This is a genomic window from Bradyrhizobium sp. ORS 278 (assembly GCF_000026145.1).
Lineage (GTDB): Bacteria > Pseudomonadota > Alphaproteobacteria > Rhizobiales > Xanthobacteraceae > Bradyrhizobium.
In genome coordinates this window covers 7,347,803-7,369,705 of the sequence record NC_009445.1, presented here as the reverse complement: position 1 = coordinate 7,369,705, position 21,903 = coordinate 7,347,803, and the positions used below count along the sequence as shown (strand labels likewise).

Genomic DNA, 21,903 nt, shown 5'->3' with positions numbered 1-21,903 from the left:
TCGGGCCCCCCAGGACCTGCGCGCTCATTTATTTTTGATGATTTGGCGCCATATCAAGGGCATCGGACCGGCTCTCGCAGGACATGCTTCAGCGCAATCAAGTTTCGCCGCCTGTCGATCTCAGAAGCACGGCGGTCGACACACCTTCGCTTGCCGAGACGTTCGACGGGCTCGTTGCCTATCTGCGCCGCCAGTACATCGTCATTGCTGGCGCAGCGGCCATCGGCCTGCTGGCCGGCTTGGCCTATGTTCTGACAGCCGCCCCGAGCTATACCGCGCTCGCCACCTTGATCATCGACACCAGGAAGTTTCAGGTCTTCCAGCAGCAATCGGTGATGAACGATATCCCGGTCGATTCGACTGCCGTCGAAAGCCAGGTGGAGATCCTCAAATCGGAAAACGTCGCGCTTTCGGTCATTCGTGATTTGAAGCTGACCGAAGATCCAGAATTTATCGGCTCCAATGCCGGAGCCGTCGGCGCGCTCGTCGACTTCGTGGGCGGCATGTTCGGGAGCAATTCGCCGCATTACGAGTTCGAGATGACCCGGCGCGCGGTCCGGGTCTTCCAGCGCCAGCTCGATGTCCGGCGGCGCGGCATGACCTATGTGATCGAGATCAGCTTCCGTTCGCTCGACCCGGAAAAGGCGGCCAAGATCGCCAATGCGGTGGCCGACGCTTATATCGTCGATCAGCTGGATTCGAAGTATCAGGCCACGCGCCGCGCCAGCGTCTGGCTGCAGGACCGCATCCAGGAGCTGAGATCGCAGGCGTCGGACGCCGAGCGGATCGTTCTTGAATACAAGAAGTCCAACAACATCGTGACGGCCGCGAACGGCAAGCTCATGAACGAGCAGCAGCTGGGCGAGCTCAACACCCAGCTCGTCACCGTGAAGGCCCAGGTGGCCGACGCAAAGGCCAAGCTCGATCGGATCGAGGCCGTCGTGAAGGGTGGAGCGCCGGACGCCACGGTTGCCGATACGCTGAACAACCAGGTCGTCACCAAACTGCGCTCGCAATATCTCGAGTTGGCCAATCGCGAGGCCGACTGGTCTGCTCGCTACGGCTACAATCACCTTGCCGCGGTCAATCTGCGCAATCAGATGCGAGAAATTCAGACCTCCATCATGGAGGAGCTGAAGCGACTCGCCGAGAGTTACAAGAGCGACTACGCCATCGCGCTCCAGCGACAGAACGAGATCGAACGGGCCGTCAGCGATTCCGTGTCACAGTCGCAATCGACCAATCAGGCGCAGGTGAAGCTGCGCGAATTGGAGAGCTCCGCGCAGACCTACCGTTCGCTCTACGACAATTTCCTGCAACGCTACATGGAAACCGTGCAGCAGCAGTCGTTCCCGATCACTGAGGCGCGGGTCATCACGCGCGCGTCGCGGCCGCTCGGCAAGAGCCATCCGCAGACGTTCGTTGTCCTGGCCTTTTCATTGATGGGTGGCCTGATGGTCGGCCTCGGCGCCGGCTTGTTCCGGGACCTCTACGACCGCGTGTTCCGCACCAGCGAGAGCGTCGAGGCCCTGCTCGATGTCGATTGCGTCGCCGTCGTGCCGCGGATCCCACCCGCTCAGCTCAGCGCGACAGCCGCGAGGCCAGATCCGGTGCCGCGGGGACCGCGCATGATCGCGCGCGGTGATGATCCTGTCATGTGGGCCGCGATCGACTCGCCCTTCTCCCGGTTCTCGGAGGCGATTCGCTCGATCAAGGTCAGCGCCGACCTCGGTGTCTCCAAGCCGTCCAAGATTCTTGGACTGACCTCGGCCTTGCCCAACGAGGGCAAATCCACTCTGGCTTTCGTATTTGCCCAGCTCGTCGCGCAGAGCGGGGTACGCGTGCTGCTGATCGATTGCGACCTGCGCAATCCGTCTCTCACCCGGAAGGTGTCCGCGAACGCCGAACGGGGAATCCTCGACGTCCTTTCGAAGCAAGCTTCGCTGCAGGAGACAGTCTGGCGGGATCCCGCCACCGGCCTCGTGTTTCTGCCCGGCGTGATCAAGTCGCGCATCGCCCATTCGCACGATGTCCTGGCATCCGATCAGATGAAGGAGCTGATCGATTCCGTCAGGGGCGACTACGACTACATCATCGTCGACTTTCCGCCTCTCACTCCGGTGGTCGATGTCAGGACGACGGCGCATTTCGTCGATTCCTTCATTTTCATCGTCGAGTGGGGCAAGACCCACGTCCAGATCGTCGAGCGGGCCTTGCGCAGCGCGCGCGCCGTGAGCGAAAACCTGCTCGGCGTCGTGCTCAACAAGGCCGATATCGCGGCGATGAGCCGCTACAGCGGGTACGGCGGTAAGGGATACTATTACAACTCCCACTACACGCGCTATGGCTATACGGAGTGAGCGCAAAGCCCCGGTTTTCCGGCCAGGCTCTTTCCTGGTGCGGACGCTCGTGGCCCTCATCGCGTTCGGCTCAGTCGTCTGGGGGGCCGTCTGCCTGCCAATTTTTCGGGATCAGGCGCGGCTCGAGGCCGCCAGAGATCTCATCCTGCGCAACGTCCGGGTCAGCGATGCCGATCTGGACGCCTTGAAGCCGCTGTTGCAGCGCGCAAGTGATCGCATGGACTGTATCCCGGCGATCGATCGTAGTGTTGCAATCGTTCGTCTTCGCCTCGCCGAGAATGCGTTGTCGGTGCCGAATGACGCGCTCGATCGCAGGCTTTTCGAGCTTGATCAATCGATCCGGAAATCTCTGTTCTGCGCTCCGACTGATCCTTACCTGTGGCTGGTGCTGTTCTGGCTACGGAACAACCGGGAGGGATTGCGCGACGACCACTACGATCTCCTGCGGATGTCCTATCGACTGGGACCGAATGAAGGCTGGATCGCCGTCAAGCGCAATGCGATGGCGCTGGCGATGTTCGAAGGCCTGCCGCCGGATCTTGCCGACGCTGCCATTGCCGAATTTGCGAGGCTCGTGAAGTCCGAGCTCTACTCGGAAGCAATCGAACTGCTGAAAGGACCTGGCTGGCGAGTGCGGGATCGCCTGGTCGCGGGCCTCGCAAGTGTTCCCGAGAGGAATGTCGGTATTCTTTTGAAGGCCATGTCGGATATCGGCTACGACCTCGACGGTCGGGCGCCGGTCGAGCGGCGTAACCGGGGCCGGATTTGAGAGAGACTGACGGCGCAGGATGGCGCCGCCGGCGGTCGACATTAAGGAACAATGAACAATGCGGCGCTCAAAGGCTTGGCCGAAGAGCTGCTGATGATATGGGTTTGCGATGACAACCGCTTTCAGTGTCGGCCATCACAACGCCTATTATGAAGGCGCCTATTCGGACGATGAACGTGAATGGCGCCGCGTCTGTGCCGTCGATAAGGCGAATCATATCGCCGATCTGATCGGGGCGTCGGCGTCTGCCGTCGGCACCGTGCTGGACGTGGGATGCGGAACGGGCGCAGTGCTTGCCCGGCTCTCGGCTCTGGGCCTCGGACGGCGATTTACCGGCATCGATGTGATCGATCCCCGCGTTCACCTCGAAACCGAGGGAGCCGCTTCGGCCGCATTCGCCTGGGGCACCTATGATGGCGTGGCGCTTCCCTTCGCGGATGGCTCGTTCGACCTGGTCTATGCCAGCCACGTGCTGGAGCATGTGCCCGAGCCGCGCTCGCTGCTTCGCGAGCTTGCCCGCGTCGCGCGCAAGTTTGTCGTCGTCGAAGTGCCCTGTGAGTTGCATGCGCGGACCAGCCATCGGGCGCTGCAGAGCACGCTCGATATCGGCCATATCAACTTCTATACGCCCGATACCTTTCGCCTGCTGATCGAGACCTGCGATTTGAAGGTCGCAAGGTTCGGCACCTACGACCATAGCATCGCGGTCCATGAGTTTCATTCGTCCAAGTTGAAGGGGATCGCCAAGAGTGCCCTGCGCAAGCTTCTGCTCGCGCTCGGCCCGGCTGTCGCAACCCGGCTCGCCACTTATCATTGTGCGGCGTTGTGTGAAATTGGTCGCGGGCCGCAGAGCGGATGATCGATGTCTCGGCGCCTCGTGGTCTTCAACAACATGATCACTCCGTACACGAACAGACTCTATAACGCGCTGGTCGCGAAAGGGCTGGATCTCGCGGTGCTGTCGTGCACGGAGCAGGAGGCGGACCGCTCCTGGGCCGGCTCGTTCGAGCCGCGCTATCCGCATCAAACCGTGACGGGGGTCTCGATACCCCTCAGCAGGTCGCGCTACACCCATGTCAACGTCGGCGTCTGTCGGGCTCTCAGCGGCCTCGCTCCCGCCGTGCTGATGGTCAACGGCTTCTATCCATCCATGCTCGCCGGTGCCGTCTGGGCGCAGCTGCGGGCACGGCCTCTCGCACTGACGATCGACGGGTGGCGCGAGACGATGCCGGACACGGCCTATCATCGTCTGGTGCGTCCCTGGCTGCTCCGACGCTGCCGTACTATCGTTTGCTGTGGAGAAAAGGGGCGGGACTATTTTTTGAGCCAGTCGATCGCTCCGGACCGGATCGCGACGGTTCCGCTCGTCCCGGCATGGGAGGCTCCGGCGGAGGTCTCGCCACTGTCAAGCAGGCCCTACGGTTTGCTGTGGTGCGCCAGGATCAACGATGACGCCAAGAACGCTGCTTTCTTCGAAAACGTCGCCATTGGCCTCTCCCGCTCAATCCGCCGCCTCAAGGTTCGCGTCGTCGGCTCCGGTCCGCTGGAGGGGCGCATGTTGTCGCGGCTTGCCGCTGCGGGAATCGAGGTCCGCCACGATCCGTATGTGCCCTGGCATGCAATGGCCGAGGTCTACCTGCAGGCGCGGCTGCTGCTGCTGCCCTCGGTGCTCGAACCGTGGGGGCTCGTCTGCAACGAAGCGATGCAGTGCGGCGTCCCCTGCATCGTCTCGCCCCATGTCGGCGCAGCCGGTGATCTTGTTCGCGACGGAGACAGCGGTGTCGTCCGCGATCTCGACGAGCAGCTTTGGATCGAGGCGGCCAGCCTTCTGCTCGAAACCCCCGCGCTCTGGGACAAGCTGTCGAGGCGGGCGCGCCAAGCCATGCAACAGCGGTCGCTCGAGACAGCCGCGACGGCGTTCATGAAGGTTGCTGAAGGGCTTGTCGGTTCGGCCGTCAATGAGAGGGGCAGCTGATGCTCGCCAGATGGCTCGCTCGTGTCGATCTGTTTCTCTACGCCTATCTGGTAATGGTGCTCGGCTGCATCTATTTCCTGTTCAACTACGTCGAGGGCATATCCTTCACCGAGCGCGCCGGTGAATCGGTGTTGTTTCGTGCCTGCTGGCTGGTTCTGTACTTGCTGCTGCTGCTCCAGATCCTGCGCAATGCGCACGGCTTTGCAGCGGTGCTCTCGCGCTCCCGCTTGTTTCTGATCTTCCTTCTCTTTGCGTTTGTGTCGCAGCTTCACAGCGAAAGCGCCGATGCGGGCTACGTGAAGTTCGGGATGTATCTCGCGACCATCCTGTTCGGCGCCTTCCTCGCCGTGTCCTGCTCAGCCGACGAGCTGGTCGAAGCGCTGTTTCGGATCGGCGCGGTCACGCTTCTCGTCCACGTATTGTTGCTTCCCGTGATCGGGTCCGACGTTTCCTATGACGCCCTTCACCGGGCGACGATCTTGGGCACCGAAGCCTATGCAGGCATCTTCGGTCACAAGAATCTTGCAGGAGCCTTTTTTGGCTTGATGGTGATCATATCGCTGGTCCGCAGTCTGGCCGGACGGCGGTCGCAACGCGGATCGTCGGGCGCGGTCGCCGCCTGCCACGTTATGGCCCTCGCCGCGACGGGCGCGGCCGGACCGCTGATCAGTCTTGTCGCAACGCTCTTGGTGACTCTCGGACTTGCGCTCATCGTCATCGGCCGACGCGAGCTGGCGGCGATCTATTGGCTTGTGCTCGGCTTTGTCGGATTGGCGGTCATCGCTGTTCCGACCGAATGGCTCTATGGCCTCGTTGGCCGTACGGCTAATCTGACGGGCCGCTCCTTTCTCTGGTCGGTGTGGCCGCACTTCTTCTGGCAGCATCCATGGCTCGGTTATGGTTTCTCCGGCTTCTTCAACGGCCTGGAGAATGCGCCGTCGGCCGAGCTGACACGCATGGCGCCATGGAACACGGAATTCGGCTCGTTCGAGAATTCCTATCTGGACGCCCTGCTGCAATTCGGGCTGCTCGGCGGAGGCCTCTATCTGATGCTGGTGGCGACCGCCGTCCGGAACGTGGTTATGTTTGCATTCAGGGCGTCCGGAATGTTCTGGCTCGCGCCGTTTGCCGTGCTGATCTTCGTCATCATCGCCTCGCTCAACGACAGCAGCCAGCTGTTGCACAACTACTTTGGCTGCGTGTTGGTGTTCTGGTGCTATTTTGGTCCGGAAGCACAACTCGGACGATCGACGGTCAGCGTGAGTCGGCTCAGTTTGCGAGATTTGAAGGCATGAGAGGCGATGTCGTACGCCGCGGGAAGGAAGGAGTCCCAGAGGTCCTTCAAGGGCCCGGTCTCCGCCTGGATGCCTCGCCGCCGTTTTGGTCTCGTCTGAGAGCGCGGCTGATCCGGGCGGGAGCGGGCAATTTGAGCCTCGGTCTGCTCGACCAGGCGCTGCTCAGCGGCTCCGCGTTCGCCCTTACCCTCGCGCTGGCCAATTTCCTCGAGGTGCACGCCTTCGGCCGGTTCAGTGTTGCCTGGTCGTTCTCGATCCTGATCGAGTCGGTGTTTCTCCGCGGCCTGTTCGACGACGGCCTGCCAGCCGCTGCCCAGCGCATTCCCAGGCGCCTGTGGCCGCAGCTGCGCTTCGGCCTCTATTCGTCGGCCCTTGTGGTGTCCGGCTCGATCGGATTGGCGATCATGCTGGCAGGTATGATCGGACCGGGAGTTCCGGCCGAATGGAGTCGCCTCGCGGTCGCGACCGGTCTCGCCGTGCCGGCCATCCGGATGCAAAGCGTCTACCGCCGCATCGCCTATCTCGATGGGCGGACCACGAGAGCAGCTTTGTCGTCGCTGGTCTATTGCCTTGCGCTGCTGATCTCGACGGCGGTCATGATCTGGACAGGCGAAGAAGGGCCGGCCGCGGCGATGTCGTGCATCGCCGTGTCGGCGACGACCGCCGGCGCACTCGCGCTGCTGCATCGATCCGATCTCGCGCGCTCCCGGCGGCAGGTGCTGGTCTCGTCATTGACCAGGCTGCTGCGAGGTGGTCGATGGTTCATCGCGACATCACTGACCTATTGGGTCGGAAGCATCGGACTGATCCCGTTCTGCAGTCTTCTGCTCGGGCTGGAGGCCGGTGCAACGCTTCGTATCCTGCTGCTGATCTTCGCCCCGCTCAGCCAATTCAATCAGACCATTGTTTCAGTCCGTCTCCCGGAAATAGCAGAGAAGCTCCGTGCGGGACCACGGCTGGCGATCCGGGCGGTCGCACGCGATTTCGTGGCTCTGCTCGGACTGACCTCGGTCGCTTACGGCGCAGTGGTGGCTATGGGCGGCGAATGGGTCATGTCGATCATGGTTGGGAGCAAGTCCTATCAGCTAGGATTTGCGAACCTGGCTTTGATGGCGCTGGCAATGACGCTTGACTCGGTTTGGCTTGGGTTGGCACTGCCGCTATTCGCCGTGGGGCAGCCGCAAAGGTTTCTTGCCAGTCGGTTGGCCGGACTGCTCTCGTTGTGCTGCGCGCTGCCTGTCGCGATCTGGCTTTGGGGATTGCCCGGAGCCATCGTCGGTATGGTCGTATCGAGCGCCGTCTCGGTCGTTGTGTCCATGCGCACGAACTGGATGCCGTCGTGAAGACGGATCTCCCTCTGACTACGAAGAGGTCGCCGGTAATGTCTCCAAAGCTAAAGCTGCATATCGGCGCCTTCAATTGCGGTGTCGAAGGCTGGATCAATACGGACATCACGCCGCATCTCTGGATCGCGCGCATCCCATTCGCCGCCGCTCTCCTGCACCAGGTGGGCCTGATCAGCCACAGCCGATACACTGAGCATCGCAGCGGAAAGTTCGCGATGCTGCGCTACGTTGATCTCACCAAGCCGCTGCCATTTGCCGATGCCAGCATGTCCGCCATCTTCAGTGCGCACGTCTTTGAACATCTCTTTCCTGATGAGATCGAGCGTCTGGTCCTGGAGGCGCACCGCGTGCTCGCTCCCGGAGGAGTATGCCGCGTCGTCGTCCCCGACGTCGAACGCATCGTGGCGCTCTATGATGCGACGCAGCCTCAGGCCTTTTTGCAGGGAATGTTCGAGGTCACGCGGCGCCGGGATGCGGCATTCGCCCATCATTGGGGTTTCACGCGCGCGTCGCTCGCGACTCTCTTCAGCAGCGCCGGCTTCTCGCATACCGAAGCGTGTGGCTATCGGCAGGGGCGATGTCCCGACCTCGAACTGCTGGACAACCGGCCGGATGAGTCGATCTTTTTCGAAGCGGTCAAATGACCGCTCCAACTCAAGTTTATAAAGTCAGTTTCGCACAGACAGACTTCCGCCGTCTCAAGCGAGGCGGCGAACTGGACGATAGCCGGAGGTCCGATCGTGCTAGATAGATTGCAAGCTCGGTTTTCGGCCGCGGCACGCCGTCGCCGCGGAGACTTTCTTGTTCGAACGGTCGCCGTGCCCACGAATGCGAGCATTCTCGACCTCGGCGGTGGAACGGGCCGCCACATTCGCGAAATCCTGCCCGGTCATACCAATATCACCGTCTGTGACATCTCCGTTGCAGATCTTCAGGTCGCTCGGGAGCGATACGGTTTCAAGACGGTTGTGTTACAGGAAACCGAGCGACTGCCGTTTTCGGACCAGCAATTCGATTTCTGCTTCTGCTCGTCCGTCATCGAGCACGTCACTGGCCCGAAGCAGCAGGTGGTGAAGATTTTCGACGATCGCCAGTTTCACGACATGGCACGCGCGCATCAATCGCGCTTCTCCGGCGAAATAGCCAGAGTTGCGAAATCGTTCTATGTCCAGACGCCCTATCGATACTTTCCGATCGAGAGCCACACTTGGCTGCCTGGGCTGATCGTGCTGCTGCCACGCCGAATACAGATCGCGGTGATCGACATCTTCAATCGATTCTGGTTCAAGAGGACGGCGCCCGACTGGTGCTTGTTCGATGCCGACGAGCTGCAGCAGATGTTTCCCGACGCCCGGATCTATCGTGAGCGATATCTGGGACTGACCAAGTCTCTCATGGCCATCAGAACGTAGTCGTGCTGATGATGTCAGTCACGCCATGCGGCGGGCGAGAATATTCATCAATGTGCCAAATCGCGGGGTGTGATCGAGGAAGGCCGGCAGCGGAGTGCCGCTGAAATTGAGGGCCAGTACCGAGAATCCAATGTCTTGCATCAGATGGGTTGCGGTTGTCGCGGAGGCGTCGAACTTTGAGACCGAAAGGTAGCGGAACATCGGGCGGGTCCAGGCTCGCGAAGAGACCGCGAAGGCGAGCTTGAACGCCTGGCGCAGCAGTGACGCGCGATTGGGGATCGACAACAGCACGAGACCATCGACCCGGAGCACGCGATGGATTTCGCGCAGGGCTGCGGGGACGTCCGGAACATATTCCAGGACGCTCGCGCATAGAACGCCATCGAATGCGCCATCGGAGAACGGCAATGCCTCGATCGTCGCAATCTGGTCGAAGCGCAGCGCGCCTGTCTGCTCAGACCCGGTCGGCAGATGTCGTGCTCTGCGTATCATCTCCGCAGATGCGTCGACGCCAGTGACCTCGCAGCCACGCCCCGCGAGCAGACGCGACAATGTTCCGGTGCCGCAGCCGGCGTCGAGCCAGCGCTGGCCGGATAGATCCTGCTGCTCCAGCAGACCAAACATAGCGGCAGTCCGGGCCCTGAACGTCCGGCTCCGGTGCAGCGTCTCCCAGTTGGCGGCAATATTGTCGTGGAAATCGATCGCCGGCCGACGACGCATCTCGTCGTTCGGGCCCCGCATGTTCACCAGTGGAAGCCTTTCACGGTCGCCTGGACATCCGCCGGCAGCCGGGCCTCCGTCAGTTCGAGGACGGTCTGGTCGGCGCGTGTGCTGCGCAGGGCATCGATGAAGCGCGGATCATTGGTGGTCAGCACGATGATGTCGGCCCAGTCGATCGTCTCAGCGACATCATCGACGAGAATATCGGCGATCTGCCGGTTGCGCATGAGGAAGTCCCTGTTGGCACCGATCAGTTGGGACAGGCGCACATTGGGATCGTAGACGCGGACCTCGCGGTCTCGGCTCAGCAGCCCGTTGACCAAAAGAACGAACGGGCTTTCGCGAACATCGTCGGTGCCGGCCTTGAAGCTGATGCCGAGAAACGCCACCTTTCGGCCCGGCTGAGCCAGAATCCAATCGACACCACGCGACATCACCATGTCGTTGCTCGGCAGGACGTTCTCGATGACCGGGACGCTCAGTCCATGACGACCAGCGAGGTGCTTGAGCGCCTTGATATCCTTGGGGAGACACGAGCCGCCGAAGGCGAAGCCTGGTCGAAGATAGGCGGCTGATATATTCAGGCGGGTATCCTGCAGGAAAATGTCGATGACCTCGCGGCTATCGATATCCAACGTCTTGGCGATCACGCCGACCTCGTTGGCAAATGCGACCTTGAGCGCATGCCAGGTATTATCGATGTACTTCGCGAGTTCGGCAGTTTCGATCGAGGCCGCGATCTTGGCGCCGGGGAGCTGCTCATAGAGCGAGAGAATGCGTGCGGCCGTCTCGCTGCGGTCAGCGCCGACAACCGTCTTGGACGGGGAGTTGAAGTCCGCGATTGCGCATCCCTCCCGGAGGAACTCCGGATTGAAGCTGATCTCAAAATCGGTCCCGGCCTTCTTTCCCGAGGCCTCCTCGATCAGAGGAACGACAATCCTTTGGGACGTCCCTGGCAGGACCGTCGATCGGATGACCACGAGATGGGACGTGGGCTTCTCTCTGAGGCCGTGGCCGATTTCGGCTGCGACTTGACGAATGGCGGTCAGGTCGAGGTCTCCCGAAGCCGCGGAAGGGGTTCCGACGCAGATCATCGAGATGTCGGTGGCAGCGATTGCCGCCGTTGCATCGGTCGAAGCGGTCAGGCGGCCGGCAGCCACGGCTGCCGCGACCTTTTCGGAGATTCCGGGTTCGATGACCGGGGACTGGCCTGCCTGGATCAGTTCAACCTTGGCACCTGCCTTGTCGACGCCGATGATGTGGTGTCCGAGCTCGGCCAGACAGGCCGCACAGACGGTTCCAACATAGCCCAGGCCGAAGATACTGATATTCATCGTTATGGTTTCGTAGCCTTCGGACGAACCGTCCGGCGGCAAGGGAAAAAGTCTTGGGATCGCTGATAGCACAGGCCCAACGAATCGGTGGAAATCATTCCGAGTCGGTAAACGGCCGAATGCGCTTCGGCTGGGCGACGTCGTTCAGATCGAACGTGGGCTCGAGGGGCGGACAGCGCGCGCCGGTTCGACAGACACCGGAGAGCGCCCGGCCGTCTTCGAAAACAGGGCGTCGTAAGCGGCAAGCAGCTTCGGCTCTTCGTGATCCCAGGACAGCGCCATCTCCAGCCGCTCTCGTCCATACTGGCCCATTGCTTCGCGACGCTCTGGGGCCTCGATCAGCTCGATGATCTTGTTCGAGAAGTCGATCGGGTCGTTCTTCGCGGCATAGAGCGAGGCGTCGAGCGCCGAACGGCGTCCTTCGCGGACATCGTATTGCACGATCGGTTTGCCGAGAGCCATGTACTCCATGATCTTGTTCATGGTCGAGATGTCGTTCATCGGCGTCACCCGATCCGGATTGACGCAGACGTCGGCCGTCGAAAGCATGGTAAACAACGCCTCGTCACCGATCGAGCCGGTGAAAGTGACGAAATCGGACAGCTTCATCGCCGCGCTCAGCTTGACGATGGCGTTCCATGCCGGGCCTGTACCCGCAATGTTGAACTGGATGTCCGTTCGTCCCAATCGATGAACGATGTGATCGATCGACTGCAGCAGCAGGTCCAAACCCTCGGATTCGCCGATCACGCCGATATAGCCGACGCTGAAGCGGCGCCCGTTCCGCCATGTCGGATCGACCGGACGTGGCCGGACGCGTTGCAGGTTCGGACCGGATCGCACGATGAAGACGCGGTCCGTCGACATGCCGCCGCGGCTGATCGCGATGTCACGATAGGATTCGTTGGTCGCGATGGAGATGTCAGCGGTTTTGAAAGTGAGGAATTCAACGAAACGCAGCAGCTTCCAAAAAATGTCCCTGCGACCGAACTTGGCTTCGTAGAGCTCCGGATTGACGTCGTGATGGTCAAAGATGAACAGCTTGCGGCCGAGCAGCTTGAACACGATTCCAAGCAGGAAAATGAGATCGGGTGGGTTGCAGGCGTGGATCGCATCGAAACCGTGCTTCCAGGCGACCTTGATGGCGAGCAGAAGTTCCCAGAATAGCGCCGTCGGATATTCGATGAAGTAGGCGGCGATCCCGCGCGCTTCCACGGGAAGCGGATGGCGGTAGATATGAATGTCTTCAAGGAGCTCGTAGGACGAGTCGTGTCCCCGGCCCTTCGGACAGATGACAGCGACCTCGTAACCGGCCTTCCTGAGAGACGTCGCCTCGCACCAGACGCGCCGATCGAACGGGACCGGAAGATTCTCGACGATCATCAGAACGCGCCGCGAGGGCTTTGGATGATGCATTTGGCGTCTGGGCAAGAGGAACCGGCTTGAGTGATATTAACGTCCGAGGGTTAACAAGAAGGCCGAACTTTGTCCAACGCTCAACGTGATCTATGTTAAGAGCGCGCCGGGGCCGGTGTTAAGGTATTAGAGGACGGGACTGTTGGTGTCCGCTGAGACGAATCCCGCGCGACGCCGCGGCGGCCACAGGCTGCGGACGGCGATTTTGCTTCTTTTGGTGGGGTGTGGCGCGATCGCTGCCTACAGGGTTTTCAACCCGTGGGGCGACGAGGCGATGGCGGCTTCCGCGGAGCGGGCGCGGACCCCCATTCCGTCAAGCTATTTCGGCATGACCGTCAACGCGATCGGGCTGCCGAGGCCGTGGCCCACGCTCGATTTCAACGCCGTTCGGCTGTGGGGCGCGATCTATTGGGCGCAGGTCAATCCAGCCCCTGGCTCCTATAACTGGACGCGCTTCGACCGCATTGTTCAAGAGGCCGAGCAGCGCCGCCTCGATGTCGTGTTCAATCTCGCTTATACGCCGCGCTGGGCAGCGGCCTCCCGTGACGCCTTGCCCGCCTTCAGCCCTGGAGCGAGTTCGCCGCCCGCCGATCTCGGCGTGTGGGAGGATTGGGTTCGCTCGGCGGTGACGAGAGCCGCTGGGCGGATCCGCTATTGGGAAATCTGGAACGAGCCGGAGGATCCGAAATACTATTCCGGCGACGTCGAGACGATGGTCAGGCTCCAGCAGCGGGCCTATGAGATCATCAAGTCGATCGATCCGACACTGATCGTCCTGACGCCGTCATCGAATGGAACCGCTGAGGGTTACCGCTGGCAAGCTGCTTTCCTGGAGAAGGGCGGCGGCCGCTATGCCGATGTCTTTGCGTTCCATGGCTATGTGAGCGATCCGGAAGCGGTGCTGCCCGTGATACAGCGGTTCAAGGGCATGCTGGCCGCACAAGGCTTGCAGGGGAAGCCGATATGGGACACGGAGGCTGGCTGGCCGCTGAAGGACGCCAATCAGGCAGCCTATCTGGCCCGCTCCTATCTGCTGAAATGGGCGATGGGCGTGGATCGGTCCTACTGGTACGAGGTCGACGGCGGCGGCTCCGATTTCGGACGGCTGTGGGAGCCATCCTCGGGGCTGCTGGCCTCGGGCGTGGCGTTCCAGACGGTCCGGCACTGGCTCGAGGGGGCGCGAGTGCAGGGTTTGTCGCGCCTTGGCCGCTCGCTGTGGCGGCTGGACCTCGTTCTCTCCGACGGCCACAAGGCCCAGGTCGTGTGGAGTGCAGCGGGCAACGCGGCCTATCAGGTCAGCGGGCGCTATTGGCTTCGCCATGACCTTGACGGCGGCACACATGCGATCGTCGACGGTCGGTTGGAGGTCGGACCCCGGCCGGTCATGCTCACCGAGGAGCAAAACTAACCATCGGGTTTGTCTCTGCTTTTATGAAGCGAGCGGCCGCGCTAGAACGCACCCGTTGATCGGACACAGAACAGACCGTGAAGCAGATCGCGCAAAACTATAAGACTGGTGAGCTCAAGGTGATCGAAGTGCCCGCGCCGCGCTGCCGCCCGGGCGGCGTTCTGGTGCAAACGGCATTCTCGGCCGTCTCCACCGGCACCGAGCTGATGAAGTTTTCCGAAGGCCGCCTGTCGCTGATCGGCAAGGCGCGCGCGCGACCGGATCAGGTCGCCAAGGTGGTCCGATCCGTGCAGCAGCAGGGCCTGCTCGCGACCTACAACAAGGTCATGAACAAGCTCGATTCGTTCACCCCGCTCGGCTACTCGAGCTCAGGCATCGTGGTCGAGATCGGCGAAGGCGTCAGCGGCTTCCATGTCGGCCAGCGCGTCTGTTGTGCCGGCAATCAATACGCCACTCACGCCGAATACAACTGGGTGCCGACCAACCTCTGCGTTCCGCTTCCCGACGGTGCCCCGCTCGACCAGGCCGCCTTTACCACCATAGCCGCGATCGCTCTGCAGGCGATGCGCCAATCGGAAACGCGCCTGGGCGAGACCGTGTGCGTCATCGGTCTCGGCCTGATCGGCCAGATCCTCGTGCGATTGCTGCGCAGCGCCGGGGTGCGTACGGTGGGCCTGGATCGCCTCGAAACGCGCTGCCGCAGCGCCGAGGCCGCCGGAGCGGTCCTTTGCGCGGTCGCCTCGGATGACAGCTCGGAGCAATTCGCGAGCAGGGTCACGCAACTGACTGCAGGGAATGGCGTCGATTGCGTGTTCATCACCGCGGGCAGCAACGATCCCGATCTTGCTAAGCGCGCGGCGGGCTTGTTGCGGGATCGCGGCCGGATCGTCGACATCGGCAAATGCACGCTGAACCTGCCGTGGAACGATTTCTACGACAAGGAACTGGATGTCCGCTTTTCCCGCTCGTACGGGCCCGGCCGCTACGATCCGCTCTATGAGGAAGGGGGCATTGATTATCCCATCGGCCAGGTGCGCTGGACCGAGCGACGCAACATGGAGGCGATTGTCGGTTTGCTCGCGGATGGACGTCTCGACTTTTCGTCCCTGGTAACCGATGTCGTGGCGTTCGATGCCGCTGTTTCTGCGTTCGAGCGTCTGAACAAGGGAAGTGCTGATAGCCTTGGCGTGCTGTTTTCCTACGCGCCGGATGCCGCGCGCTCGGACCGCATTGCGTATCGGCCGCGAGCCGTCGCGAGCAAGGATCGGGTCCGGCTGGGCGTGATCGGGGCAGGCGCCTATGCTTCCAGCATGCTGCTGCCCCAACTCGTGAGCAATGATCAGGTCGAGCTGGTCGAGGTTGTCACCAACACCGGCCTCAGCGGCGCGACCGCCGCCCGCAAGTTCGGCTTTGCGCGCGCATCGACGAACGCATCGACCGTGCTCGAGGCCGACGACATCGATGCCGTTCTGATCGCGACGCGTCATGCCTCGCATGCCGATCTCGCGGCTCGGGCGCTACGCGCCGGCAAGGCCGTGTTTGTCGAAAAGCCACTGGCGCTCGACCGGACGTCGCTTGCCCGGGTGATCGAAACCGTTCATCAGACCGGTAACGACCGTTTGATGGTCGGCTTCAATCGCCGCTTCTCGCCGCTGCTCTCCTCGGCGCGTGATTCGTTTTCTAGTTCGGGTCCGCAAATCCTGCACTACCGTGTGGTCGCCGGACCACTGGAGAAGACATCCTGGTATTCCCAGGCCGAAACCGAGGGAAGCCGCTTTGCCGGTGAAGGCGGTCACTTCATCGATGCGCTCAGCTGGTGGGTCGGATCCGAGCCCGTCCGGGTCACGGCTTCGGCGGCCGGCAGCGATATCGACAACCTGGTGGCGACCCTCACCTTCGACGATGGCTCGGTCGCGACATTGAGCTACCTGACCGGAGGTGACTCACGGGTGCCAAAGGAGCTGCTCGAAGCCTCTGGGTCCGCGGGCTTTGTGAAGTTTGACAACTTCTCCCGCGTCGAGAGCTGGAGCAAAGGGAGCCGCTCTTCGAAGAAGGCTCCGTTGGATAAGGGGCAGGGGCCCATGCTGTCGGCCTTCGTCGACTGTGTCCGCTCAGGAAAGCCGATGCCGATTCCGTTTCAATCCTTGCTCGCGACCACCCGCGCCACTCTGGCGGTCCAGGAGAGCGCCGCCACGGGGCTTCTCGTCGATCTCAGATCGGCGACCCCGCCGGAAATTGAGAACGAACTCTCGGCGTCGGCGATCCCATGAATCCGGGCTGGTACCTCCGCCGGCTCATCCGCATGGAGCTGTCCGAGCTCAGCGGCCGCGTTCAGGATCAGCTCTGGCGCCTTTTTTGGCGCCTGCAAGCCCCGGATATCGCTCGCCTGGCGCGTCGAGACGCCCGGCCGAACGGCGTTCGACTCAAGGCCTTGCCTTCTGCGTCCATGGTGCCCGCGGCGGCCGCCGCGCGCCTGCTGCAGCGTGCGGATCGTGTCCTTGATGGTGAATGGGAGATCTTCGGCACTCGTCATCCGGCGCTCGGTGACGATCCGGACTGGTTCATCGATGCCCGCAGCGGAAGACGGGCGCCGTCGTCCGACTACGCGTTCGCGATTGCGTATCGCGATGCGGGGAGACATGGCGATATCAAGTTCATCTGGGAGCCGGCGCGCCTCCACCATCTGACCGTGCTGTCGGCAGCCTTCGCCCTGTCGGGCGACGAGCGTTACGCCATGCGGGTTGCCGGACATTTGCGCAGTTGGTGGCACCAGAATCTATTCCTGCATGGGCCGCATTGGATCAGCGGCATCGAAATCGGGCTGCGCCTGATTGCTTTCGTGTGGATTCGGCAACTGCTCTCCGCCTGGCCAGGAGCCGGCGATCTGTTTGAAGGCAATGCCGAGTTCATTGACCAGCTCTATGCGCATCAACTCTGGCTGTCGCGTTTTCCCAGCCGGGGATCGTCGGCCAATAATCATCTGATCGCAGAGGCCGCCGGCCAATTTGTCGCGAGCTGTGCGTTTCCGCTCTTCCGGCAGAGCGGCCGCTGGCGTGTGGCGGCCGCCGAGACGCTGGCCCGGGAGGCGGTGATACAGACATTCCCCTGCGGCGCCAATCGAGAGCTGGCGTCCGATTATCATGGCTTCGTTCTCGAACTGCTTTTGATCGCCGCCATTCAGGGGGAAGCTGCGGGCCATCCGGTTGCACCGGAAGTTTGGCGTGCAATCGAGCTAATGACCGACGCCGTGGCGAGCATGATCGACCCGGCCGGGCACGCGCCACGCCAGGGGGACAGCGACGAAGGGATCGGACTTCTCGTCGATGATCCCGCCGGGAATCGCTGGCTTGGCCTGATCGAGACTGGTGCACGCCTGTTCGGGCGGCCTTCTTGGTGGCCTGCTGAAGCGGCAGATGATGTCCGGAGCGTCCTGCTGACTCATGATCTGTGGTGCCGTCCGCGTCAGGCCGATGATGCCGGTCGTGCTCGGCGGCTGTTTCCGGACGCTGGTCAGGCCTATCTGGTCAGCAGCCGCAGCGGATTCTGGGCTCGTTGCGACCACGGTCCGCTTGGGTTCGGCCGGATCGCAGCGCATGGCCATGCCGATGCGCTCTCGATTGAATGCCGGATCGGCGGTGTCGATGTCCTCGCCGATCCTGGCACCTATTGCTACCACTCCGAGCCGCGCTGGCGCGACTACTTCCGATCGACGCTGGGGCACAACACGTTGCAGGCCTTTGGACACGACCAATCGAGGTCCGGTGGTCCGTTCTTGTGGACGCAGCATGCGCGCAGTCGGCTGGTCGCGATGGAGGGGCTGGACGACGAGTCCTTCGATGCACTTTGGACGGCGGAACATTTCGGCTATCGGCCGCTGGTTCATCGACGCAGCGTACGTCTGATGCGCAAGGGGTCAAAGCTCGAGGTGACCGACACTCTCCTGGAGAGCGGCGAGTTGCCGATCCCCGTGGCGCTCTGCTGGCACCTGGGTCCCGCTGTCGGTTGCGAGCTCGGTGCGGATCGAGCGACGCTCACCTGGTCCGGAGGACGAGGCGAGCTTGCGTTGCCGTCGCAGCTTGCCTGGCGGAGCCATCACGGCGACGAAGCGTTGCCGGCCGGCTGGTACTCGCCGGCCTTCGGCCACAAGGTTCCTTCGACCACGCTGATAGGCTCTGGTGTGCTGCGAGCCGGCACGAGCCTCGTCACCGAATTGAGCTGGTCGGCAGATTTCCGCGTCGCATGAAGATCCTCGTCGCGCACAACCAGTATCAGGGCCGCGGCGGAGAGGATGTCGTCTTCGACGCGGAAACGGCGCTACTGCGTGAGGCCGGCCACCAGGTCGAGACGCTGACTGTCAGTAATCATGCGATCAACTCGCTGGCATCGCGCGTCGCGGCAACGCTTTCCGTGGTCGATAGCCGGTTCGGCCGGCAGGCGATCGGGGAGGCGATCGAACGCCATCGACCTGACGTGGTTCATGTCCACAATTTCTTCCCTCGACTGTCACCCGCGATTTTCGATGTTTGTCGTCAATTCGGTGTGCCCGCCGTCGCGACGCTGCATAACTACCGGACGATCTGCTCCGGCGGCATGCTGTTGCGGAACGGCCGCGTATGTCATGAATGTCTCGATGCGGGCGATCAGATCAGAGGCATCATTCACCGCTGCTATCGGGCATCATACGTAGGATCGGCCGCGTCGGCCTGGATGATCACGAGTCACAAGCGACGCGGCACCTGGACGCGGCCGGGCATCAGGTTCATTGCGTTGACTGAGTTCGCGCGTGATCTCTTTGCAAGGTCGGGCTTTGATGCCGATACCATCGACGTGAAGCCGAACTTTCTGCCCGATCCTGGGGAGCCAGACGGGGCGGCACGCCGCGAGGGTCTCTTGTTCGTCGGCCGGCTCAGCCCGGAGAAGGGCGTCGATGATCTGATCTGCGCGGCCGCAACCGCCGGCGTGCCCCTGCGGATCGCAGGAGGAGGACCGGAGCACGAACGGCTTCGCCGAGAGGCTGGTCCGAACGTCACATTCCTCGGCGAGATCTCTCGGACGGAGGTCTTGCGAGAAATGTCCACCACGCGAGCGCTGGTGGTGCCATCGCGCTGGTACGAGGGATTTCCGATGGTCGTCGTGGAAGCTTTTGCGCGCGGCACCCCGGTCCTCGCATCGCGCCTCGGGGCGCTGGCCGAAATCATCAGGGACAGAGAAACCGGTGCTCTCAACCCGCCGGGCAACATAGCGGCGCTTGCGTCGAACATCGCAGAGTTCGCGGGCGATCATGCGCTCGCCGACCGTTGCGGTCGCTCCGCGCGGCAAACCTATCTGAGCCGGTACACGCCGCACGCCAATCTGCGTCTGCTCGAGGCGATCTATCGGCGTGCCCAGCACTCATCGTAGGTACGGCTTAGCCTGCAGTTGGCGGAGACAATACTCCAGCTGTCGGCGACCTTCGTCGAATGTTAGATTTAACATTTCCAGAGCGCAGAGATTTCTCGTCTGTCGGCAGAAGTTGCCGTGAATGCGGCTGTTTTTCGGCGAATTACGTCTTTTGGTTGCAGGGAATGTGGCTATCGCCTGGCGATTGGAAGTGAGCGCCGCCTAATCGGCGGGCTTGCTCATTTCGGCGGCGCCAATGACCGAAAATCAATCTCACATTTCTCGCTAACCCCCAAAAGCGCCTGCATTTTTTGCATCGCGGCTAACATTGGCGACGTTGCCCGTGGGCGCGAGTTCCGTCGCCCGAAGCGAATTTGCTAAATCAAAACCCGCACATATCAATATTAACAGAACATTGCCCGTTGACTCGTGGGGGGCGGGGATTTAACAATGCGGCTAACAAGTTGTTAACGTGGCATGGTGTGTGTGCTATGCAGCAATCGCGTTGACGAATCAGTTGCTTAAGCGTGGGCGGTCTTTTGACACTAGTTTTTGGAGCAGGGGCGGATCTCGATGGCCACTTATAATCTCGACCAGACGGACCTTAAGGCGGCAATTTCTGCCAATTTCGACCCCACCGTTCAGCAACAGATCATTGACTATCTGATCGGAAAGACGGCCTACACCAATCCCGACAATGGCGATGCGATCCCCGTTCAGGTCGGGACTGGCGTAGGGACGCCAGACCCGAACGCGAACGTTCTTATTGAGGTCAATGCCAACAACACCGTCACGACGGATCCGGCACTCAAGGCAATCATCGTCGACACGCCGAGCGACGCGACGCTCGTGGTCAATGGCAGTGACCCGGTCCTGGTCGCAACGGGTGGTGGCGCCGATCAGATCTACATCAACGACACCGCGAACGTGACAGTTCTGACCGGCGCGGGCAATGACACGATCTATGCCGGTGCTGGTTCGGACTCGATCGAGAGTGGCTCCGGCAACGACGTGCTCGTCGATCAGGTGTCGGGTACGAGCACGCTGAGCGCCGGCGCGGGCAACGACTATCTCTTCGGCTTCGGCGCCGATACTCTGTTCGGCGGATCGGGCAATGACACCCTCTATGGCGGCACCAGCTCGGAGCTGCACGGCGGTGACGACAACGATGTGCTGATCTCCGGCAGCAACTCCCACACCGCGAACCTGCTCTATGGTGACGGCGGCAACGACCAGCTGTTCGGCGGAGCGGGCAGCGACAGCCTTTATGGCGGCGCTGGCGCAGACACGCTGACGGCCGGTATTGGTAATCAGCTGCTCGACGGTGGTGATGACAACGACATCATCCTCGGCAACGTGGCCGGCTACGACTCGCTCTATGGCGGCAACGGCAACGATATCATCTACTCGAACTCTGCAGCCACCCACGCCAGCCTGCTCTCGGGTGATGCCGGAAACGATTCGCTCTACGCCGGTGACGGCTCCGATCTGCTGTTCGGCGGCACGGGCAATGACCTTCTGGTCGGTGGCGCTCGGACGGCTGAGCTGCATGGCGGCGCTGACAACGACGCGCTGTACTCGTATAGCGACGCTTCACATGGCACGCAGCTGTTCGGTGATGCGGGCAACGATTCCCTGTACGCCGGCAGCGGCGCCGATACACTTTATGGCGGCGCTGGCAACGATCTGCTCGTGGGTGGCGCCAGCACGGTCGTGCTCAACGGCGGCGACGACAACGACACGGTCTACTCGTTCAGCGACTCGTCGCATGCGACAAGCCTCTATGGTGGCGCGGGCAACGACACGCTGTATGGCGGATCCGGAAGCGATACGCTCTACGGCGGATCGGGCAACGACGTTCTGGTGGCCGGCTCGGGTACGCAGACGCTCATCGGTGGCAGCGACGGAAGCTCGTTCATCGGCTCGAGCACTGGCACCGCGTCGATGGTTGGCGGCGCTGGTCAGGACTATTTCTATCTCAACAACGCTACCAGCAACGATACGATCGATGGCGGCGGCGGCAATCTCGACTCTGTCACGTTCCTCGATCATTCTCAGGCCGACCTGAGCGGCATCACGGCAAGCGCTACCACGCCTGGTGCCCTCGACGTGACCTTCAGCAACGGCCAGGTCGTTCAGGTCAGCAACATCGAGTACCTGATCTTCAACGATGGCAACTACACCAAGCTCTGATCGGCCGTCTTGATCTAGCAGTCGACATTGCCTTCATAACGCCGCCCGGCTCCGCCGAGGCGGCGTTATCGTTTGGTCATAAATAATCGTGCATCTCCTTCCGACGACAGAACGTATCGCGCCGCCTTGGCTCGCCCGCTTTAAAGGCATCGCTCACCCCCAGCGCTCGGCGTCAATCGACGGATTTCCAGTCATCCGGTCTCATGCAAGTACGAATAAACCTTAAATTGCATGATAATTTCCGGACGCGACTGAGTTGTTTTTTCCGGCAGTGGTAGATCATTGCTCCCATTGCC

The 21,903-nt window shown here is 61.9% G+C and carries 16 protein-coding genes; 13 read left to right on the top strand and 3 right to left on the bottom strand.

All coding sequences use genetic code 11. The annotated features are described in order from the left end of the window. Positions 1–83: 83 nt before the first annotated feature. From BRADO_RS32745 to BRADO_RS32710, 8 genes are all read left to right on the top strand, one after another. Entirely contained in the window at positions 84–2,360 is a 2,277-nt protein-coding gene (locus BRADO_RS32745; RefSeq protein WP_012030501.1) for a polysaccharide biosynthesis tyrosine autokinase, read from the top strand. 49 nt (positions 2,361–2,409) lie between these two features. After that, a complete protein-coding gene (locus tag BRADO_RS32740; protein WP_157872654.1) occupies positions 2,410–3,129 on the top strand; it encodes a hypothetical protein in 720 nt (239 codons plus the stop codon). Positions 3,130–3,238: 109 nt separating this feature from the next. Further along, positions 3,239–3,988: a bifunctional 2-polyprenyl-6-hydroxyphenol methylase/3-demethylubiquinol 3-O-methyltransferase UbiG gene (locus tag BRADO_RS32735; RefSeq protein ID WP_012030499.1), complete on the top strand. Its 750-nt coding sequence runs from the start codon at positions 3,239–3,241 to the stop codon at positions 3,986–3,988. A gap of 3 nt (positions 3,989–3,991) precedes the next feature. Beyond that, complete coding sequence (locus tag BRADO_RS32730) at positions 3,992–5,104, top strand: glycosyltransferase family 4 protein (RefSeq protein ID WP_012030498.1); 1,113 nt, start codon at positions 3,992–3,994, stop codon at positions 5,102–5,104. Next, on the top strand, positions 5,104–6,399 hold the full coding sequence (locus BRADO_RS32725) for an O-antigen ligase (RefSeq protein ID WP_012030497.1): 1,296 nt from the start codon (positions 5,104–5,106) through the stop codon (positions 6,397–6,399). The genes BRADO_RS32730 and BRADO_RS32725 overlap by 1 nt, the downstream gene beginning before the upstream one ends. Continuing rightward, positions 6,396–7,742 (top strand): lipopolysaccharide biosynthesis protein, encoded by a 1,347-nt coding sequence (locus BRADO_RS32720; RefSeq protein ID WP_012030496.1) that lies wholly within the window; start codon positions 6,396–6,398, stop codon positions 7,740–7,742. Before BRADO_RS32725 ends, BRADO_RS32720 begins: the two co-directional genes overlap by 4 nt. After that, positions 7,739–8,389 (top strand): methyltransferase domain-containing protein, encoded by a 651-nt coding sequence (locus BRADO_RS32715; RefSeq protein ID WP_244422937.1) that lies wholly within the window; start codon positions 7,739–7,741, stop codon positions 8,387–8,389. The genes BRADO_RS32720 and BRADO_RS32715 overlap by 4 nt, the downstream gene beginning before the upstream one ends. Before the next feature lie 96 nt (positions 8,390–8,485). Next, positions 8,486–9,157: a class I SAM-dependent methyltransferase gene (locus BRADO_RS32710; RefSeq protein ID WP_063822886.1), complete on the top strand. Its 672-nt coding sequence runs from the start codon at positions 8,486–8,488 to the stop codon at positions 9,155–9,157. An 18-nt stretch (positions 9,158–9,175) separates the two neighbouring features. Here BRADO_RS32710 and BRADO_RS33415 read toward each other — a convergent pair whose 3' ends face one another. From BRADO_RS33415 to BRADO_RS32695, 3 genes are all read right to left on the bottom strand, one after another. Next, positions 9,176–9,898, bottom strand: a complete 723-nt coding sequence (locus BRADO_RS33415; RefSeq protein WP_157872653.1) for a bifunctional 2-polyprenyl-6-hydroxyphenol methylase/3-demethylubiquinol 3-O-methyltransferase UbiG — start codon at positions 9,896–9,898, stop codon at positions 9,176–9,178. Positions 9,899–9,900: 2 nt separating this feature from the next. Continuing rightward, complete coding sequence (locus tag BRADO_RS32700) at positions 9,901–11,211, bottom strand: nucleotide sugar dehydrogenase (protein ID WP_012030492.1); 1,311 nt, start codon at positions 11,209–11,211, stop codon at positions 9,901–9,903. Between the two features lie 144 nt (positions 11,212–11,355). Continuing rightward, positions 11,356–12,594, bottom strand: coding sequence for a glycosyltransferase family 4 protein (locus BRADO_RS32695; RefSeq protein WP_371259348.1), 1,239 nt, complete (start codon positions 12,592–12,594; stop codon positions 11,356–11,358). 307 nt (positions 12,595–12,901) lie between these two features. Between BRADO_RS32695 and BRADO_RS32690 the strand changes: the two genes are divergently transcribed. The 5 genes from BRADO_RS32690 (at position 12,902) to BRADO_RS32670 (ending at position 21,607) form a co-directional block, all read left to right on the top strand. Next, positions 12,902–14,035: a glycosyl hydrolase gene (locus BRADO_RS32690; protein ID WP_012030490.1), complete on the top strand. Its 1,134-nt coding sequence runs from the start codon at positions 12,902–12,904 to the stop codon at positions 14,033–14,035. A 77-nt stretch (positions 14,036–14,112) separates the two neighbouring features. Continuing rightward, positions 14,113–16,305 (top strand): bi-domain-containing oxidoreductase, encoded by a 2,193-nt coding sequence (locus BRADO_RS32685; RefSeq protein WP_012030489.1) that lies wholly within the window; start codon positions 14,113–14,115, stop codon positions 16,303–16,305. Continuing rightward, positions 16,302–18,278, top strand: coding sequence for an alginate lyase family protein (locus tag BRADO_RS32680; protein ID WP_012030488.1), 1,977 nt, complete (start codon positions 16,302–16,304; stop codon positions 18,276–18,278). The genes BRADO_RS32685 and BRADO_RS32680 overlap by 4 nt, the downstream gene beginning before the upstream one ends. Then, positions 18,275–19,435 (top strand): glycosyltransferase family 4 protein, encoded by a 1,161-nt coding sequence (locus BRADO_RS32675; protein ID WP_012030487.1) that lies wholly within the window; start codon positions 18,275–18,277, stop codon positions 19,433–19,435. The genes BRADO_RS32680 and BRADO_RS32675 overlap by 4 nt, the downstream gene beginning before the upstream one ends. Before the next feature lie 552 nt (positions 19,436–19,987). Then, a complete protein-coding gene (locus tag BRADO_RS32670) occupies positions 19,988–21,607 on the top strand; it encodes a calcium-binding protein (RefSeq protein ID WP_157872652.1) in 1,620 nt (539 codons plus the stop codon). Positions 21,608–21,903: the final 296 nt, after the last annotated feature.

What these genes read in the sequence shown, in the direction of transcription:
- BRADO_RS32745 (WP_012030501.1), top strand. Translation starts at nt 84, where the DNA reads ATGCTTCAGCGCAATCAAGTTTCGCCGCCTGTCGATCTCAGAAGCACG.
- BRADO_RS32735 (WP_012030499.1), top strand. Translation starts at nt 3,239, where the DNA reads ATGACAACCGCTTTCAGTGTCGGCCATCACAACGCCTATTATGAAGGC.
- BRADO_RS32730 (WP_012030498.1), top strand. Translation starts at nt 3,992, where the DNA reads ATGTCTCGGCGCCTCGTGGTCTTCAACAACATGATCACTCCGTACACG.
- BRADO_RS32725 (WP_012030497.1), top strand. Translation starts at nt 5,104, where the DNA reads ATGCTCGCCAGATGGCTCGCTCGTGTCGATCTGTTTCTCTACGCCTAT.
- BRADO_RS32720 (WP_012030496.1), top strand. Translation starts at nt 6,396, where the DNA reads ATGAGAGGCGATGTCGTACGCCGCGGGAAGGAAGGAGTCCCAGAGGTC.
- BRADO_RS33415 (WP_157872653.1), bottom strand. Translation starts at nt 9,898, where the DNA reads ATGCGGGGCCCGAACGACGAGATGCGTCGTCGGCCGGCGATCGATTTC.
- BRADO_RS32700 (WP_012030492.1), bottom strand. Translation starts at nt 11,211, where the DNA reads ATGAATATCAGTATCTTCGGCCTGGGCTATGTTGGAACCGTCTGTGCG.
- BRADO_RS32695 (WP_371259348.1), bottom strand. Translation starts at nt 12,594, where the DNA reads ATGATCGTCGAGAATCTTCCGGTCCCGTTCGATCGGCGCGTCTGGTGC.
- BRADO_RS32690 (WP_012030490.1), top strand. Translation starts at nt 12,902, where the DNA reads ATGGCGGCTTCCGCGGAGCGGGCGCGGACCCCCATTCCGTCAAGCTAT.
- BRADO_RS32680 (WP_012030488.1), top strand. Translation starts at nt 16,302, where the DNA reads ATGAATCCGGGCTGGTACCTCCGCCGGCTCATCCGCATGGAGCTGTCC.
- BRADO_RS32675 (WP_012030487.1), top strand. Translation starts at nt 18,275, where the DNA reads ATGAAGATCCTCGTCGCGCACAACCAGTATCAGGGCCGCGGCGGAGAG.
- BRADO_RS32670 (WP_157872652.1), top strand. Translation starts at nt 19,988, where the DNA reads ATGGCCACTTATAATCTCGACCAGACGGACCTTAAGGCGGCAATTTCT.